Raw genomic sequence first — 17636 nt, forward strand, 5'->3', positions numbered from 1 at the left:
TTATTTACGTCCAGCTAAAACCGCTTCGATGATAGCCATGCGGACAAAGACACCATTGGTCATTTGCTCCACGATGCGTGATTTAGGAGCTTCTACCAAGTGGTCAGCAATCTCCACATCACGGTTTACTGGAGCTGGGTGCATCAAGATGGCTGTGTCTTTCATACGATCATAGCGTTCTTGTGTCAAGCCATGCAAACGATGGTAGTTCTCTTTTGAGAAGAGAGACTCATAATCATGACGCTCGTGTTGCACACGGAGGAACATCATAACATCAACTTCTTCGATCACTTCATCAATCGTCACAAAGGTTCCGTATTCTTCAAATTCCGCACTTCTCCATTCGTCTGGGCCTGCAAAGTAGAGGGTTGCTCCCAAACGTTTCAAGATTTGCATATTTGATTTTGCCACCCGTGAGTGATCCAAGTCACCAGCGATACAAACCTTAAGTCCATCAAAGTGACCAAACTCTTGATAGATGGTCATCAAGTCTAGTAAACTTTGGCTTGGGTGTTGACCAGATCCATCTCCCCCGTTGACAATAGAGGCTGTGATAGTTGGACTTTCAATCAATTGCTTGTAGTAGTCTACTTCTGGGTGACGGATGACGCAGATATCAACTCCGAGAGCTGACATGGTCAAAATGGTATCGTACAGAGTTTCACCCTTGTTTACAGAGCTCGTTTTCACATCAAAGTCAAGGAGGTCACAACCTAATTTCAACTCAGCCACTTCAAATGCTTTGTGCGTACGTGTTGATGACTCAAAGAAGAGGTTAGCCACGATATGTTGCTCATCATAATGAGCTTTTGCTCCATTTTTAAACTCAATACCACGCTTAATCAAGGCCATAACTTCTTCGTTTGATAAAGCTTCCATTGAGACAAGGTTTTTAAGTGCGATTTGATTTGTAGACATGTTGTAACTCCATTCCAAAGATATGCATATGTGAAAACAATACAGGAAGCTTCCTCAGTCACTCCTGTATATAGCGACGATTTGAAAACTACCTTATTCACTCACCTCGATCAAGATGCGATCTTGACCATCCAGCTCAGTCATCTCGACAATGATTTCCTCTGATCGACTTGTTGGAATGTTCTTTCCAACATAATCTGGTCGGATCGGTAATTCTCTATGACCACGATCCACTAGGACTGCCAGACTGACACGCGATGGACGTCCACGACTGACAAGATTATCGATGGCTGCTCGAATGGTCCGACCTGTATAAAGGACATCATCAATCAGGATGACATCTTTGCCAGTAATATCTACTGGTAAAACGGTTGAATCTTCTGTTACTTTGATATCATCACGGAAAGGCTTGGTATCCAATTCACAGACTGGAACTTCTATTTGTTCTAGCTGTGCTAACCTTTCTTTGATGCGATTGGCAATGAAAACGCCACGAGTTTTGATCCCTACCAAAACAATTTGGCTCAGATCCTTATTCCGTTCAATGATTTCATAAGTGATGCGTGTAATCGCTCGCTTCATGGTCAAATCATCAACGACTTCTTTGATCTTCATCTTTTCCTCCTAATTGATAGAAAAAAGCCTCCCTTTTCAAGGAGGCTTCAGAAAAATATCAAGAGATAAGACCTAGAACGCATCTAGTTCACCCCTTATTTTGATCAGACTCCTTGCCTGCCTCACGGGACAGGATTAAAGGACTATTTAATTATCCATACTATATCACAGTTTATAGTGGGATGCAAGAAAAAACTCATTATTTTCTACGAATGTTCGGATTTACATCCACAAATCTTTTATTTAATGATGATCTGTTCCTTTTTTCCCAATCTTCTTCAAGGCAAACAAGCCACATCCAGCTAGTAAATATGCAACAAAGATGATGGTCGCCATCTTAACCACATAAAGCCATCCAAAACGATTGACATTGATAAAGAAATAAGGGAAAGGACTGTCTTTGGCACCTGGAACCGGCCATTTAAGGACCAAACCGTTGAGAAGGGCAAAGACCATATAGAGCAAGGGAAGCAGGGTCCAAGCTAATGGATCCGACTTACGGTATTGTTTCGGTTTATCAATCACCAGGGTGTCAAAGAAGAACATCAAGGGAACAATGTAGTGACAGAGGAAGTTTTCCAAGCGGTAAAACTTCTCAGGTGTCGCGATGGGGGCTAGCATAAAGTGGTAGATGACACAGGTGATCATGATAGACATGGTGACACCACCTTTTAAACGAAGATAGCCCTGTGTCTGGGTCGAACGACCACGAAGCATGCGCCAGACCATGTCCCCCATAAAGAACATGACCAACATGTTGGACAAAATGGTGTAATAGAGCATCATCCCAAAGCCACCATGCTTGGTCAGTTGCAGATAAACGCCGATTACACTCAAGATAAACAATAGAAAACGATAGCTAAACAATAGTTTGAATTTCATAGTATTCTCCTGAAAGAAAAGGGCTAGGCCCTTCAGTTTAATCAGGAACTTTCCTTAAGTGAAGACGGACGTCAGCGAACTTCTTCGAAGTTCCATGACTTAGTTTTGAACCCAAAGTTTCAAAACTCCCGAGTACTTGAAACAATACTGTTTCAAGTACTTTTCTCACAGCGGAAAGTTCCTTATAAACTTAAACAACTCTATTAATTTGTATACTTTATATAGAACTATTTCTTCTTTTCTTTAGATCTTCTTCACAAATTCTGATTTGAGTTTCATTGCACCAAAGCCATCAATCTTACAATCGATGTTGTGGTCGCCTTCGACGATACGGATGTTTTTCACGCGCGTTCCTTGTTTCAAATCTTTTGGTGCACCCTTTACTTTCAAGTCTTTGATCAAGGTGACAGTATCGCCATCAGCCAATTTATTTCCATTCGCGTCGATGGCTACAACACCTTCTTCTTCCACAACTTCAGCTGGGTTCCATTCATAAGCACATTCTGGACAGACCAAGAGCGCACCATCTTCATAGACATATTCCGAATTACATTTTGGACAGTTTGGTAAGTTATTCATTTCAATCTCCTTATCAAAATTAACTCCCATAGTATACCATGAAAGGGAAATTTTGACAAATTCTGTTTAACTGTAGCATTGTCAATAAAAGAAGAGGCAACTTGGCCTCCTAAAATTGATGACCACCTTTATCTTCTTGCAATTCCTGAATGTCTTGAATCACGCGCACGCCTGCTTGACTCCTATTCTGTAATTCTTCGTCCGAGTAGGGGAAGGTATTGATCAAGATACTTTGCATGCCGATGCTTTTCGCTACAGCCACATCTGTAGTGAAGTCATTCCCTACCATGACCGTTTTATCCGGATTCAACTGGTGGTCTTTGATGACTTTCATGAGAAATTCGCGCTGAGGTTTGCGAATCCCTGCATCAGACGACAGATAAATGTCGTGGAAAATCTCTCTCAAGCCAACCAAATCAATCTCTGGGTTGGTAAAGTCCGCTTGCGCATTGGATAAGAGATAGATCCGACACCCCGCAGCTTTCATATCTTCTAAGACTTCTTTCGTGTGCGGATAGAGCTCCAATCGTTTGCGAGAGAGGACACGGAAGGTCCGAGCAATCAAGCGTCCCCACTCTTTGAGATGATGAACACTGGCTCCTGTTGGAAGACTCTCTAGATAGAGTTGAACGAAAATAACGGTCAAGTCAATCTCCGGATATGTAACCTGTTTTTCCTGAGCGATACTTTGCTCAGCTTGCTTCACCAACTCCTTATAGCGGACTTGCAAACTTTCCCCTGTATAATGAGCTCCATAGGATTGGTAGATCTGGGCCATGGTCTCCCACAAGACTGGAGTCGACTCATCGGTTTCGATATCGACCAAGGTTCCATAAAAATCAAAAATATAGTTTTTAAATGCGTACTTTTGCTGATTCATCTCTTTCTCCCGTTACAAACATGGTAAAGGTCGCCTTACAGACATTGGCACCTTCCTGATTGGTAATATCGACATCGACAACTCGAGTAGTCCGCCCACTGTGGACACATTCCCCGTGAATCGTTAGGATATCTCCTAGACGCCCTGCTTTCAAGTAATTGATGGAAGACTGCAAGGTCACACCATCTACTCCCTGTGAAATAACCACCAAGCCACTGATCTGGTCACACAGGGTAAAGAGATAGCCTCCATGTGCATTTCCATAATAATTAAGTGACGATTCGACCACCTTAGTTGTCACAATGACATGGCCATCTCTCATAGTTTCGATCTCGTAATTTTCAAATGCTGCAATGGCATCAAAGTGAAAATCCTTCATAATAAATTCTCATCCCCCTAGATCAGGTATTCCTAAACCCTTCCATCATACTACTTTTTTCCACTTCTTACAAGAATAAGAAAAGAGCTGGTCTACCCAACTCCTTAATAGCGAAATTTTTCCCAATCATCGTCTGTCCGTTTACGATAATAGTACTCAGACAAGTCCGGGTCTTCCATCACTTCCAGCAGAGGAAGCATATCGTAGGATAAGTCCAACTGATCTAATTGGTCTTTCTCAACCCAAGAAACTTCTCCTTCTTCAGATGATCTGAGCTTGCCTGTGAATTCTGTCGCTTTGTAGCAAAAGACAATATAGCGGCCTCCCTCGTCTAGTGACCAATCTTTGACTGCGACGAGTTTTGGATCTGCAATTGTCAGTCCTGTCTCTTCGTAGATTTCACGAATGACGGATTCTACAAGGCTTTCTCCTTCTTCGATATGGCCACCTGGAAAAGCATAGCCAGCCCAGTGAGTCTTTTCAGGTGAGCGGTATTGGAGGACTACTTTCCCATTTTCAAGATCTTCGACCATGCAAAGATTGCACAGTATAGTAGGCGTTGTACGTGACATATTTTTCCTTTCTATGATATTGACAATTAATCAATATAAACTTTTTTCTTTATCTCTTTTTTCATGACAAAGGGATTTACTAGCTCATGGTATTCATCGAAGGCATCTAAAAGGGAGCCTCTTTGAAAGACAATTGACTTCTCTTTTAAATAATATTCCGAGTGTATCGTTACTGAACCATGACCATCAAAACTAAAGAAAAACACAATGAATAATACTAGGATCAGGCTAGCAAAGAAACTAAACAGTAGCCCCACTACATTCTTCCAATTGACTGCGTGAGTTAGATAAAAGCGATACCAGATGTGACAAAAAATCGTCACTGCTCCTAGATACAACCAAGGGTTCCACAGGAGCGGAGTAAAGGCGTAACCATAGAAGCCTAATATGAAGTTAGCAATAACAAAAAGTAAAAGAATTAGATACAGGATCCTAAACAGATTCAAATGCTTTCTCATCATTGACCTCTCCTATGTAAACATTGGTTTGAGTTTAAGATAAAACGAATAGCGTGCTCCCCTTAAATAATAATCAACAGAATATGGACTGCTAACCGTAGCCAATGATCAATCAGAGGCGTATCCGGATCACTATTTTTACTATCTAAGAATAGACTGAGCGATAATAAAAGTAAAGCAAGGGCAATGACTATTTTCAGAGACAGCATCATACCACCAATAGCAAGAGCAGCTAGAAAGCCAAAAAATGGCAACGGGCTAAATAAAAATGACAAAAAACTGAAATAGAGCATAAACGAGGAGAGTATCAATAAGCCGTAAACAATCAACTTAGTGAAAATTGAGACTCTTTTACCTTCATTTTTCATTTTTGATAGTGAATAAATGACATAGATCATATAGATAAAAAGTAGCATATTGAATCATTCCTATGTTTTATAGATTATGTTAATAGTTTAACCAAAAGCCAATCAAAATACAACTAAAGACACTAACTTATCAGTAGTCTCCTGTCTCTGATCAAAGTTTCTTGACTTCTGCTGCTACCTTTCGGAGATGCTGTTCCCGCATGCTAGCGGTGTTCACATCCCGGCCGACTTCACCCAAGATGCAGACACGCTTTGTTTTAATCCCACAATGGTTCAAGACCGCATTCTTCAAGACAGAGATACCATAACTATCTGGAATGTTGAGAGGGCCTGAAAAGATTTTGTACCACCAAGTAGGCGCCATGGAGGTCGCATAAATACTGGCTGTTTTTCCTTTGAGTAACTTCTTAAATTGCTTGCCTCTCAGGTAATTCCAGATAAAGCTTCCCTGGTCATTGGCCGAGTAGGCAATCCCAGGTGTGAAGACCCGATCAATCCAACCTTTCATGAGGCTCGGCATACTACTCCACCAGATAGGATAGACAAAGATCAGGTGATCCGCCCACTGGATTAATTCCTGAGAACGAAGGATAAAGGGATCTTCCTCCATCCGCTTTCGATAGCCGTAGCGAAGGACCGGATCAAAGTCCTCTTCATTGAGACTGATCACTTTAAGCTCGTGGTGATTTGAGTCAATAGTTTCGACAATGGTTTGAAAAATAGCCTGACAGTAACTTTCCTTATCTGGATGCCCATTGATGACTAGAATTTTCATACTTTCCCTCCTTTTAATCCAACGCCTTGACTTCCAACATCATATCGCGGATTTGCGCTGCTAACTCAAAGTCAAGCACTTCGACGGCTTCTTGCATTTGTCCTTGCAGTTTCTTGACCAGTTCCTTGCGCTCTTGGCGGTTGAGACTAGTGATATCCACTTCCTTGTCCTCTTCCTTGGCCACCGCCTTGGTAACAGAGATCAGGTCACGGATTTCCTTCTTAATGGTTTGTGGCACAATGCCATGCTCTTCATTATAGGCCATTTGAATCTGACGACGACGGGCTGTTTCATCGATGGCTTTTTGCATAGACTGGGTCATGGTGTCCGCATACATGATGACGTGACCCTCGCTATTACGAGCAGCACGACCAATGGTCTGGATCAGCCCCCGTTCGTTACGGAGGAAACCTTCCTTATCCGCGTCGAGAATGGCAACTAGACTCACTTCCGGTACGTCAATCCCTTCCCGAAGGAGGTTGATTCCGACCAAGACATCAAAGACACCCAAACGCAAATCTCGAATAATCTCCGTCCGCTCCAAGGTCTTAATATCCGAGTGCATGTATTTGACCTTGACCCCCATTTCCTTGAAATAGTCGGTCAAGTCTTCAGCCATCTTCTTGGTCAAGGTGGTGACAAAGGTCCGCTCACCACGTTCTACACGCGCATTGATCTCACCCAAGAGATCGTCCATTTGTCCCATAGTCGGACGCACTTCGACCTCAGGATCGAGTAGACCTGTCGGACGAATGATCTGCTCAATGACAGTATCCGTTTGCTCCATCTCATAGTCGCCTGGTGTCGCAGACACATAGACAATCTGGTGGACATGGCTTTCAAACTCCTCCCGACGCAGTGGACGGTTGTCCAAGGCCGACGGCAAACGGAAGCCATAGTTGACCAACATCTCCTTGCGTGAGCGGTCACCATTGTACATACCCTTGATTTGTCCCATGGTCATGTGGCTTTCATCGATCATGATGAGGAAATCTTCTGGGAAGAAGTCAAGAAGGGTGTAGGGTGGCTCTCCTTCACTCCGTCCGTCCATATGACGAGAGTAGTTTTCCACCCCATTAGTGTAGCCCATCTCTCGCAACATTTCGATGTCATACTCTGTCCGTTGTTTCAAGCGTTGGGCTTCCAAGAGCTTACCTTCTTTTTCAAAGACTTTTAACTGCTCTTCTAGTTCCGCCTGAATCTTGGCGATGGCCACTTCCATATGGTCATCATTGGTCACGAAGTGAGTGGCTGGGAAAATTGCCAAGTGGTCCACATTTCCCAGAACCTGGCCTGTCAAAGCTTCAATCTCCCGAATCCGCTCAATCTCGTCCCCGAAAAACTCCACCCGGAAGGCATGTTCATCACGCGAAGCTGGGAAAATCTCTACCACATCTCCACGAACACGGAATTTCCCCCGTTGAAAGTCGATGTCATTGCGCTCAAACTGGATGTCCACCAGGTCATTGAGCAGTTTATCACGAGAAATCTCCAGACCTGGACGCAGGCTCACCACGCTATCGGCATATTCCTTCGGCGAACCCAAACCGTAAATACATGAAACAGATGCGACAACGATGACATCGTTACGCTCTAACAAAGCTGAGGTTGCTGAGTGACGTAGTTTATCAATCTCATCATTGACCGAGCTATCCTTTTCGATGTAGGTATCGCTAGATGGCACATAAGCCTCAGGCTGATAATAATCATAGTAGGAAACAAAATACTCGACAGCATTTTCAGGAAAAAATTCCTTGAACTCTCCATAGAGCTGCCCTGCTAGTGTCTTATTGTGGGCGATGACCAAGGTCGGTTTATTGACTTGGGCAATGACCTGGCTCATGGTATAGGTCTTCCCCGTACCAGTCGCTCCCATCAGGATTTGCGCCTTCTCACCACCCTCGATGTTATCCACCAACTGTTCAATGGCCTGCGGTTGATCCCCAGACGGTTGGTATTTCGATACTAGTTTAAATTTGTTATCTGTAATTCGATTAATCATACTTTCTTCCTTTGATTATACTTCCCTTATTTTACCATAATAGATGATATTTCTCTGACTTTTGAAGAGAGGAACCTTGTACAGAAAAAAGACAGGCTCAAGAACCTGTCTTCGTATGCATCATTATTACCTTTCAGTGATTTCCCACTTGTTCAGTAACAACTTTTGCTCTTCTTTCCCCTGAGTGTTATAAAGATATTTAGAATTGTTGAATTATCGATAGAGTTGTCACAATTATAGAATCAAAATTTTCGCGTATTTTTTAGTTATCGCTTCCTCCACCTCTTTCTTTTGATATATATATTCAAATCTCTACTTTTTTATCACTTTCATTCTTCTTTAAACTAGTAATCCTTCTAGCTTACATATTTAAGAAAGCTAATTCCTGGATAAAATGATGTTAGTCTACCTACGATAAAACGCATAATATCAATATTTTTGCGATTCTTGATATTATGTGTGTTCTGCTTTTCAAGACATTTTGTACAGACTTATCAAAACATTTTTATGTTGGATATCCAACATAAAAACTAACTTCTTAAAGTTGCCAAATGATATTCTCCATTCAATTTAATTGCTACTTTCTCGTGAATAGACTGATTTTCTAAAGAACAAATTTCTCCATATTTCCAAATTTCGTGCTCCCCTGATAATCTAGTGACTGACTTCACTTGATTATCTAGGTTAGCAACTGTTGTTCTAAGCTCATCTTTTGGAATAATTTCTTCAGTAATTGTAAATATTTGTTCCCCTATCTTAAGCACTCTTGCTTCTTGCTCATTGATAGCAAATCCTCCTACTAAGCGAACATTAAATAAGTCAGAAACTTTTAGGAGTTCTTCTTTAGAAATACTATCAAGTAATCTACATTTATAAAAAGTACTATCAATTTTTATGGCTAATTCTCTATTCTTGGTCTGATATAAGTCACCAATCTCCAACAAATCATTCTTTATACCATTATTACTTTCATCGTAAGATATTTCATAAGTATCATCATGATTGCTTACTTTACTTTCAATTTCTTCATATGTAATTAATTGATTAGTTACACCATAATGCCCTCCTTTATAATCGAATCGATTATAACTTGAGTCGAGAAATTTAACATCATACTTTTCGTATGTACATCCAGTAAATCCAAGTAAACTTAAGAAAAAAATTACGGAAAGATAAATCTTTTTGAATTTCATAGTTTTCCTCCTTGTTTTATACTTTTATGTTACATTTAATTTTTCAAAATTTGTTCAGATTTTCTAATTTTACAAATTAAAAAAATAGACATTCCTCAATTTAGAAGAATATCTATTTTTTATACATAGCTATTTCGTGGAAGCTATCTAATAACTCCCTATAGAATTATTTTTTAATAAGCAACGTCACTTGAGCACCACCACGATCTGGATTTGATAAAATCAATTCTCCAAAATGTTTATTTGCAACCTGTTTAGCAAATGCTAAACCTAAACCATAGTGGTTATTATTCCTACCTTTATTCTCAGTATAAAATAACTTATCTGCATTTAATAACGACTGTTCAGTAAAAGGCAGACCATTATTCCACACTCCAAAATTAATATACTCTGTTTCCTCAATGATAGTAAGCGTAACTTTTTTTTCTCCAGAACTATATCTTGCTGCATTTGCTAAAATGTTAATTAATGCCCGATTTAAATTAAAGCGATTTCCCTTGAAAAACATTAATTTTGTAGTATTAATAATTTTGAAATCAACCATTTCATTATCCATTACAGATTTCGCCTCTACTGATAGCTCACTTAGAAATTCAGGTAAATGTATCTGTTCTCCACAATCTTTATCTTCAATTAGTAATCTTGAATAATCAATCATTGAACTAAAGTATCTTTCAAAAATCACTATACTGTTATTCATTGACTGAGTGTATTCCTTCTGTTGAACAGTCAAGTTAGTTAATTCAAGCAACTCTAAATTTCCCTTTAGTACTGTTAAAGGAGTTTTTACATCATGGGCTAATGCACCAACTTGAAAAGATAAATCTTCCTTCTCCCTTCTCTCTGATTTGAGTAAATTAGTTAACTCGTCGTCCTTTTGATATAATACAGAAAGAATTTCATCGAACTCTTGTATTTGAGCAGGAATATTTTCATCTTTAAATGTTAACTGCCCCATGTTTAAAGCTTTTTTTTGTATAAGGAGAAAGTTTTTTGAAAATTCTTTTATTAATCTTGTAAGTGACCAAATGAGTAAAATCGTTTCGAAAACGAAGAAGAATAAATAAGAAAATAGATTAAATGAAATGTGACGCAAATTCGGATTAACAAACTCAGGTATCATGGGTTGCCTGACAGTAAGTATAATCTCTGAATTAGCGTAATACCCATAATACACTGTCTCATTACTTACAGATTCATTTTTTTCAAAAACTTCTCGATAGGCAGGCAAATCCTCTTTTTGATAATTGCCCTCTTCAATTGTACCTGTCTTGCGATTAAATACAACATAATCAAATATAGAGTTATTCATTGCTTTAACTACATCACTTAAATTGCTAGTATCACTAACTGAAATTTCAATTTTAGAGCCGTATGCATTTAATTGTCCAGTAAAAACAAGTAAATATGTAATTATAAAAAATAAAAGTATACTCAGTAACGTACCTGTTACTAGTTCTAAAACCGTCCTTATTACGCGTCCTCTAATTGTACTCTTCTTCTTAATCATGCCACTTGTATCCCATACCTCTAACTGTTTTTATAGGATTAATTCCATAAGATGAGAATTTTAATCTTATTTGATAAATATACTCAGATATTGAATGAAAGAGGGTTTCAGCATCGTCATCATAAACATTTTCATATATATCTTGTACAGTAAAAATTTTTCTTGGGTTACTAGATAACAGCTCTATGATATCATATTCCCTTCTTGTAAAAGTAAGACTATCTCCATTAATACAAACAATTTTTTCTTGTAAATAAATCGTTATTGGAGATAAGTCTCGAACAACTTGGTTACTCAATTCACCTTGTTTGTATCGTTCTTCTCGTTTTAGATTTGCAGCAACTTTGGCAACTAATTGATTGATGCTAAAAGGTTTTGTAATATAGTCATCTCCTCCTAAATTCAACCCTGATACTATATCTTCTTCAGTATCTTTTGCACTAACAAAAATAATAGGAGAGCTTACTTTATTTCTAATCTGCTTACAAATTTGCATACCATCTATATTAGGCATCATTACATCTAATAAAATCAGATCAAATCCTTTGAAATTATTAATATCGATTGGTACGGTCACTTCTTGATACGTCATTACCTGATAGTTTTTCATCTCTAGAATAGTTCGCATCAGTTTCAAAATTTCAAAATCGTCATCTACAACTAATATCTTATACATTCTATCACCTCAAAATACTTTAGAGAACTAACTGCAAAGCTTCATATTTTTAACAAAAATCAGGCTCAATACATCAATTTGTATTGTTCTTTATTTTTAAAATTAAATTTTTAGAAACTCGTACAGATCTATTTTACACTATCTTGAACAAAATTCGTAATATTAAATTATCTAATTTGAATACCATCAATGTCATTACTTATCCAGCAATTATCATTCAATAATTGAATTGCCTCATTTGATCGATCTTTAAATTGATATTGCTCTTACTTTTGAAGAGAGGATCCTGTCACAGGAAAAAGACAGGCTCAAGAACCTGTCTCCTTATTCATCATTATTTCCTTTCAGCCATTTCTTACTTGTTCAGTAACAACTCTTTCTTTCCTCTCCCCTAAGCGATAAACAATCACTAGGGATACAAGAAGAACCAGAGTGGTGATGATCGATCCTTCTGCACCAAATGCCCCTCCGGTCAGCCAGTCAGGTCCTGATCCCATAGTAAAGCTAAAGATAGACGCATCTGCGCCCGTTCCACTGACTTGAAAACCAAGGAGATTTCCTTGTACATAGTTCCAAGTACCGTGTTGGGCGACCACTAGCCAGATACTATTGGTGTAGATAAGGAGAAGACCAGCTAGCACTCCATCGAGGATGATATTCAGTACGGATAAGAAGGTCACTCCTGAATTTCCCAGATGGAGAAAGCCAAAGAGACTACTAGAAATCGCGATTGCTAAAGGTAGATTAGTTCTTGCTGCAATCCGAGTTAGGAGCCAACCCCGCGTCGCTACTTCTTCAGTCCCTCCTTGAAGAAGCCAAAAAGGGAATAAACCTAGAATAAAGAGGATGGGTTCTAAACTTAATTCATTAAGCTCAAAAGACCCGATTCCCCCCACCTGGTAGACAAGGGCAATCACACCCATTTGAAGCAGGGAGATTAAGACTCCCCAGCTAAGATATTTAAGCCAATTTCTTTTTACAAAACCTAAAGTCGATAAGGGATTCTTCTCAATGAACTTCACCCAAAAAATAAAGAGTAAAAGAATGAATACAAAACTGAAAAGCTCACAATAAAGAAAATAATGGTAGAATAATTCTTGGACACTTGCTCCCCCATTGCCTGGTGAAAAGAGCTCTGTTAAGAACTCTATGACTAGAGAAAATGGTCCAACAAACTCCCTCCCAAACCAAAGTCCACCTTCAACAAATAGGAAGGTTAAAAACACATAGAATAGTGTAGAAACAAGTACTGGCCATGAGGTGTTAGTTTTTATATCTTGAATGATCTTCCCTTTCTTCATGATATTCCTCCTTTTATCTTATAGTTTCATTGTAGCAAAGAAAATCAGAGACTGCAATATTTAATGATGTTAGAAAACCTAACATGGAATGGTTAAAATTCTTGATTTTAGGTTTCATTTGTGGTATGATAAACCTTGTAAAAAATAAATGATTGAAATTCATACTTGTTTCAGTATGAATTCTTTGTTTTTTTAAAGCCCTCTTAGGGTATCCCTTCCATTGCTCTTCTCGAGACCAGTGGATTAGATATAAAGGAGAACGAAATGAAGAAAAAACTAGTAGCATGTTTGCTTTTCTTATTTCCACTATTCGCCTTTGCGAGCCAAGCACAGGCTGAAACTGTTAAGGTCGTTTTCGATACGGCATATGCACCCTTCGAATTTAAAGACTCAGACCAAGTTTATAAAGGAATTGACGTTGAAATTTTGGACAAGGTCGCTGAAATCAACGGTTGGACATTAGACAAGTCTTTCCCAGGCTTTGATGCGGCTGTCAACATGGTCCAATCCGGCCAAGCCGATGCCATTATGGCAGGGATGACCAAGACCAAAGAGCGCGAACAAGTCTTTGCTATGTCTGATACCTACTATGATACAAAAGTCGTGATTGCGACTAAGAAAGCAAATAAAATCACTTCCTATGACCAGCTCAAAGGAAAAACGGTCGGAGTCAAAAACGGAACAGCCGCTCAACGCTTCCTTCAGAAGAACAAAGATCAGTACGGTTATACGATCAAGACATTCGATACCAGTGATTTGATGAACAATAGTTTATCAACCGGTGCAGTGGATGCCATTATGGACGACCAACCTGTTATCGAATATGCCATTAAGCAAGGCCAAGATCTTTCTATTAATATGGAAGGAGAAGCTGTTGGAAGCTTTGCTTTTGGGGTCAAAAAAGATGGGTCCCATGAAAACCTTATTAAACAATTCAATACTGCCCTTGCTCAAATGAAGAAAGATGGTACTCTAGACCAAATTATTGAAAAATGGACTGGAAGCAGCCAATCATCATCTTCAACAACGACTACCGCCAGCACTTCTGCTGTTCCTGAAACGAGCACAAAAGCTGGCCAAAAGGCGACTCCTAAGAAGAAAAAATACAAAATTTCTAGTGATTCCTCTTTTGCTCCCTTCGTCTTCCAAAATGATCAAAGTAAATACACTGGGATTGATATGGAATTGATTAAGGCCATTGCCAAAGACCAAGGCTTTACTCTAGAAATTAGCAATCCAGGTTTTGATGCTGCTGTCAGTGATGTCCAGAATGGTAATGCCGATGGAATGATTGCCGGGATGACTGTTACTGATGCGCGTAAGGCGACTTTTGACTTCTCAGATCCATACTACACAACGAATTCAATCCTAGCAGTTCAAGAAAGTAGTAACATTGCTTCCTACGAAGATCTAAAAGGAAAAACAGTTGGTGTCAAAAATGGTACTGCTTCTCAAACTTTCCTCGAGGAAAACAAGAGCAAGTATGGCTATAAAATCAAAACCTTCTCAGATGGGGCTTCTATGTATGACAGCTTGAACTCTGGTTCTGTAGCTGCTATCATGGATGACGAACCTGTCATCAAATATGCCATTAAACAAGGACGTAAATTCAAAACACCTATCGAAGGAACTCCAAGTGGGCAAGTTGCCTTCGCTGTCCAAAAGGATTCGAACCCTGAATTGATTGAAATGTTCAACAACGGTTTGGCCAACTTAAAAGAAAGTGGCGAATACCAAAAGATCTTGGATAAGTACCTTTCAAGCGATAGCGAAGAATCCACAGAATCTACTTCAGTGGATGAAACGACTATCTGGGGCTTGCTCCAAAACAACTACAAACAATTGTTAAGTGGACTTGGGGTCACTATTGCACTAGCACTTCTATCATTTGCGATCGCTATGGTGATTGGGATCATCTTTGGAATGTTCAGTGTCAGTCCTTATAAATGGCTTCGTTGGACAGCAGAGATCTTCGTCGATGTCATCCGTGGTATCCCACTGATGATCCTTGCTGCCTTCATCTTCTGGGGAATTCCCAATTTGATCGAGTCCATGACGGGTCACCAATCCCCAATCAATGACTTCCTTGCAGGTACCATCGCTCTCTCCCTCAATGCTGCTGCTTATATTGCTGAGATTGTTCGAGGAGGGATTCAAGCAGTCCCTGCCGGACAGATGGAAGCTAGTCGAAGCCTCGGGATTTCTTATAGCAAGACCATGCGCAAGATCATATTGCCTCAAGCGACTAAACTGATGCTTCCAAACTTCGTCAACCAATTCGTTATTGCACTGAAAGATACGACTATCGTGTCTGCGATCGGTTTGGTCGAGCTCTTCCAAACTGGTAAGATTATCATCGCTCGAAACTACCAAAGTTTCAAGATGTATGCAATCCTTGCGGTCTTTTACCTCGTCATCATTACCTTATTGACACGCTTTGCAAAACAATTAGAAAAGAGGGCTAACTAATGGCTAAATTAAAAATTGATGTCCATGACCTCCACAAATATTACGGTGAAAATGAGGTCCTAAAAGGCATCTCAACAAAATTCTACGAAGGAGATGTGGTTTGTATCATCGGACCATCTGGTTCAGGTAAATCAACCTTCCTACGCAGTCTCAATCTTCTCGAAGAAGTAACCAAGGGACAGATTACCGTGAACGGCTATGATCTTACTGATCCAAAAACAAACATTGATATCGTTCGTGAAAATGTCGGGATGGTCTTCCAGCACTTCAACCTTTTCCCTCATATGAGTGTTATCGAAAACATCATGTTTGCTCCTTTAGAGCACAAACGTATGAGTCGGGAAGAAGCTAAGGAATTAGCAATGGAACTCTTGGAAAAGGTTGGACTGGCTGACAAAGCTGATGTCTCTCCTGATAGCTTGTCAGGTGGTCAGAAACAGCGGGTGGCCATTGCGCGTGGTTTGGCAATGAAGCCAGATGTCATGCTCTTTGACGAACCGACTTCTGCCCTTGACCCTGAAATGGTAGGGGACGTACTGAACGTTATGAAGGACTTGGCTAAACAAGGCATGACCATGATTATCGTTACCCACGAGATGGGATTTGCTCGTCAAGTAGCCAATCGTGTCATCTTTACCGCTGATGGGGAATTCCTCGAAGACGGCAAACCAGACCAAATCTTCGACAACCCACAACACCCACGATTGAAAGAATTCTTGGATAAAGTCTTAAACGTTTAATAGAAATAAAAACTGGAGTTAAACCTCCAGTTTTTTTCTTCTTCCAAATATGAAAAATATTAAGAAATTTCATCTAAATAACTTGCTAAATGAATCAAAAAACTATACCATAGTAGAGTGTCAAAAGACGTAATAAAAGAATGTAGGTAAATATGAAAAAATTATTAGAAAAAGTTAGTATCCTTTCTTTATCTCTGGTACTAACAACTTCTTTCTCTATCTCAAGCGCACTTCCTTCCATGTTTAATTATTATAAGGATTTACCTAAAGGCCAGATTGAACTCTTGGTATCTCTTCCATCTGCTGGTATCATGGTCACCTTATTTTTAAATACTCTTATCGAGAAGTTTTTAGATGAAAGAAAGATGATTGTTACCGGTCTCTTGATTCTTTCCTTTTTTGGAATGATTCCCTTCATCAACCAAGCTTATCCGATTCTTTTTCTCTCACGTTTAATTTTTGGGATGGGAGTCGGATTGATCAATGCAAAGGCAATCTCCATCATTAGCGAACGCTACCATGGTCGCGAAAGAATCCAAACACTTGGATTTCGTGGTTCTGCTGAAGTAGTCGGAACTGCCTTAGTCACCTTATTAGTTGGTTTTCTATTACAATTTGGTTGGACTGCAAGTTTCTTAGCTTATGGAGCTGGTTTAATTGTTCTCTTCCTTTTCTTAACCTTCGTTCCTTATGAAAAACACGAAGAAGAACATCATGCTTCTGCTAACCATAAAGAGCCGCTAAAAAAAGAAGAGTGGAAATTAACCATTATCTTAGCTCTTGTAGCCGCAATGATTGTCTTATGTAATGTCGGTGTTACTCTTCGCATACCAAGTATTGTTGCTTATACTTTCAAAGAATCATACAACTCAGCTAGTCTCATCCTAAGCGGTATGCAACTAATTGGTATCCTCGCAGGTCTCACATTCTCTGGACTTGTCCATACCTTTAAGAATAAGCTCATTACATTTGCGGGTATTGCTTTCGGCCTTTCATTAATTGCGATAGCTCTTTCTCCTAGCATTCCTTTACTTGGAATTTCTGCTCTCTTCTCAGGTTATACCTATAGTACATCCCTCACAATGGTTTTTCAGATTATTTCAGAGAAGATCCCTGCTAAACGCTTGAATCATGTTACTTCTGTTGCCGTTTTAGGTTGTAGCTTTGGAGCAGCCATTACACCTTTTGCTCTTAGTACCATCGGATTCATCTCCGAAAGCAATGCTTTTATTTTTACAGTATTAGGTATTGCTATGGCTCTCCTGGCCTTCTCTCTTCTCTATCTTTTAAAAGATCAGCAGGATTAAATACAAAAGACT

18 protein-coding genes are annotated in these 17636 nt (G+C 39.5%); 3 read left to right on the plus strand and 15 right to left on the minus strand.

Translation table 11 applies throughout. The features are described from left to right. The 15 genes from FJR71_RS02875 to FJR71_RS02945 form a co-directional block, all read right to left on the minus strand. Positions 1-918 (minus strand): aspartate carbamoyltransferase catalytic subunit, encoded by a 918-nt coding sequence (locus FJR71_RS02875; RefSeq protein WP_048690641.1) that lies wholly within the window; start codon positions 916-918, stop codon positions 1-3. Positions 919-1011: 93 nt separating this feature from the next. Next, positions 1012-1533, minus strand: coding sequence for a bifunctional pyr operon transcriptional regulator/uracil phosphoribosyltransferase PyrR (gene pyrR / locus FJR71_RS02880; RefSeq protein ID WP_006596278.1), 522 nt, complete (start codon positions 1531-1533; stop codon positions 1012-1014). 243 nt (positions 1534-1776) lie between these two features. Further along, positions 1777-2415 (minus strand): Pr6Pr family membrane protein, encoded by a 639-nt coding sequence (locus tag FJR71_RS02885; RefSeq protein WP_140814048.1) that lies wholly within the window; start codon positions 2413-2415, stop codon positions 1777-1779. A 243-nt stretch (positions 2416-2658) separates the two neighbouring features. After that, entirely contained in the window at positions 2659-2994 is a 336-nt protein-coding gene (locus tag FJR71_RS02890) for a zinc ribbon domain-containing protein YjdM (protein ID WP_009731127.1), read from the minus strand. Positions 2995-3103: 109 nt separating this feature from the next. Next, positions 3104-3874, minus strand: a complete 771-nt coding sequence (locus FJR71_RS02895) for an HAD family hydrolase (protein WP_140814049.1) — start codon at positions 3872-3874, stop codon at positions 3104-3106. Beyond that, positions 3849-4253, minus strand: coding sequence for a PaaI family thioesterase (locus FJR71_RS02900; RefSeq protein WP_140814050.1), 405 nt, complete (start codon positions 4251-4253; stop codon positions 3849-3851). Before FJR71_RS02900 ends, FJR71_RS02895 begins: the two co-directional genes overlap by 26 nt. A 104-nt stretch (positions 4254-4357) precedes the next feature. Then, on the minus strand, positions 4358-4825 hold the full coding sequence (locus FJR71_RS02905) for an 8-oxo-dGTP diphosphatase (RefSeq protein ID WP_172605090.1): 468 nt from the start codon (positions 4823-4825) through the stop codon (positions 4358-4360). Positions 4826-4851: 26 nt separating this feature from the next. Continuing rightward, positions 4852-5286 (minus strand): hypothetical protein, encoded by a 435-nt coding sequence (locus FJR71_RS02910; RefSeq protein WP_048788840.1) that lies wholly within the window; start codon positions 5284-5286, stop codon positions 4852-4854. Positions 5287-5345: 59 nt separating this feature from the next. Further along, positions 5346-5699 carry a diacylglyceryl transferase gene (locus FJR71_RS02915; protein WP_140814051.1) on the minus strand — a complete coding sequence of 118 codons (354 nt, stop codon included), beginning with the start codon at positions 5697-5699 and terminating at the stop codon, positions 5346-5348. A gap of 103 nt (positions 5700-5802) precedes the next feature. After that, complete coding sequence (locus FJR71_RS02920) at positions 5803-6426, minus strand: NAD(P)H-dependent oxidoreductase (RefSeq protein WP_140814052.1); 624 nt, start codon at positions 6424-6426, stop codon at positions 5803-5805. A 13-nt stretch (positions 6427-6439) separates the two neighbouring features. Continuing rightward, positions 6440-8428: an excinuclease ABC subunit UvrB gene (uvrB, locus tag FJR71_RS02925; protein ID WP_140814053.1), complete on the minus strand. Its 1989-nt coding sequence runs from the start codon at positions 8426-8428 to the stop codon at positions 6440-6442. A gap of 530 nt (positions 8429-8958) precedes the next feature. After that, entirely contained in the window at positions 8959-9621 is a 663-nt protein-coding gene (locus tag FJR71_RS02930; RefSeq protein WP_140814054.1) for a NisI/SpaI family lantibiotic immunity lipoprotein, read from the minus strand. A 166-nt stretch (positions 9622-9787) separates the two neighbouring features. Beyond that, a complete protein-coding gene (locus tag FJR71_RS02935; protein ID WP_140814055.1) occupies positions 9788-11131 on the minus strand; it encodes a sensor histidine kinase in 1344 nt (447 codons plus the stop codon). Then, positions 11124-11807 (minus strand): response regulator transcription factor, encoded by a 684-nt coding sequence (locus FJR71_RS02940; protein ID WP_125336074.1) that lies wholly within the window; start codon positions 11805-11807, stop codon positions 11124-11126. Before FJR71_RS02940 ends, FJR71_RS02935 begins: the two co-directional genes overlap by 8 nt. Before the next feature lie 344 nt (positions 11808-12151). Further along, complete coding sequence (locus FJR71_RS02945) at positions 12152-13108, minus strand: CPBP family intramembrane glutamic endopeptidase (RefSeq protein WP_140814056.1); 957 nt, start codon at positions 13106-13108, stop codon at positions 12152-12154. A gap of 264 nt (positions 13109-13372) precedes the next feature. On the opposite strand from FJR71_RS02945, the gene FJR71_RS02950 reads away from it, so the two are divergent. The 3 genes from FJR71_RS02950 (at position 13373) to FJR71_RS02960 (ending at position 17624) form a co-directional block, all read left to right on the plus strand. Further along, entirely contained in the window at positions 13373-15577 is a 2205-nt protein-coding gene (locus FJR71_RS02950; RefSeq protein WP_140814057.1) for an ABC transporter substrate-binding protein/permease, read from the plus strand. Continuing rightward, positions 15577-16317: an amino acid ABC transporter ATP-binding protein gene (locus FJR71_RS02955; protein ID WP_048690604.1), complete on the plus strand. Its 741-nt coding sequence runs from the start codon at positions 15577-15579 to the stop codon at positions 16315-16317. Before FJR71_RS02950 ends, FJR71_RS02955 begins: the two co-directional genes overlap by 1 nt. A gap of 152 nt (positions 16318-16469) precedes the next feature. Further along, a complete protein-coding gene (locus FJR71_RS02960; protein ID WP_140814058.1) occupies positions 16470-17624 on the plus strand; it encodes an MFS transporter in 1155 nt (384 codons plus the stop codon). The last annotated feature ends 12 nt before the right edge of the window (positions 17625-17636 follow it).

Source organism: Streptococcus xiaochunlingii, from assembly GCF_006385805.1.
Classification (GTDB): domain Bacteria; phylum Bacillota; class Bacilli; order Lactobacillales; family Streptococcaceae; genus Streptococcus; species Streptococcus xiaochunlingii.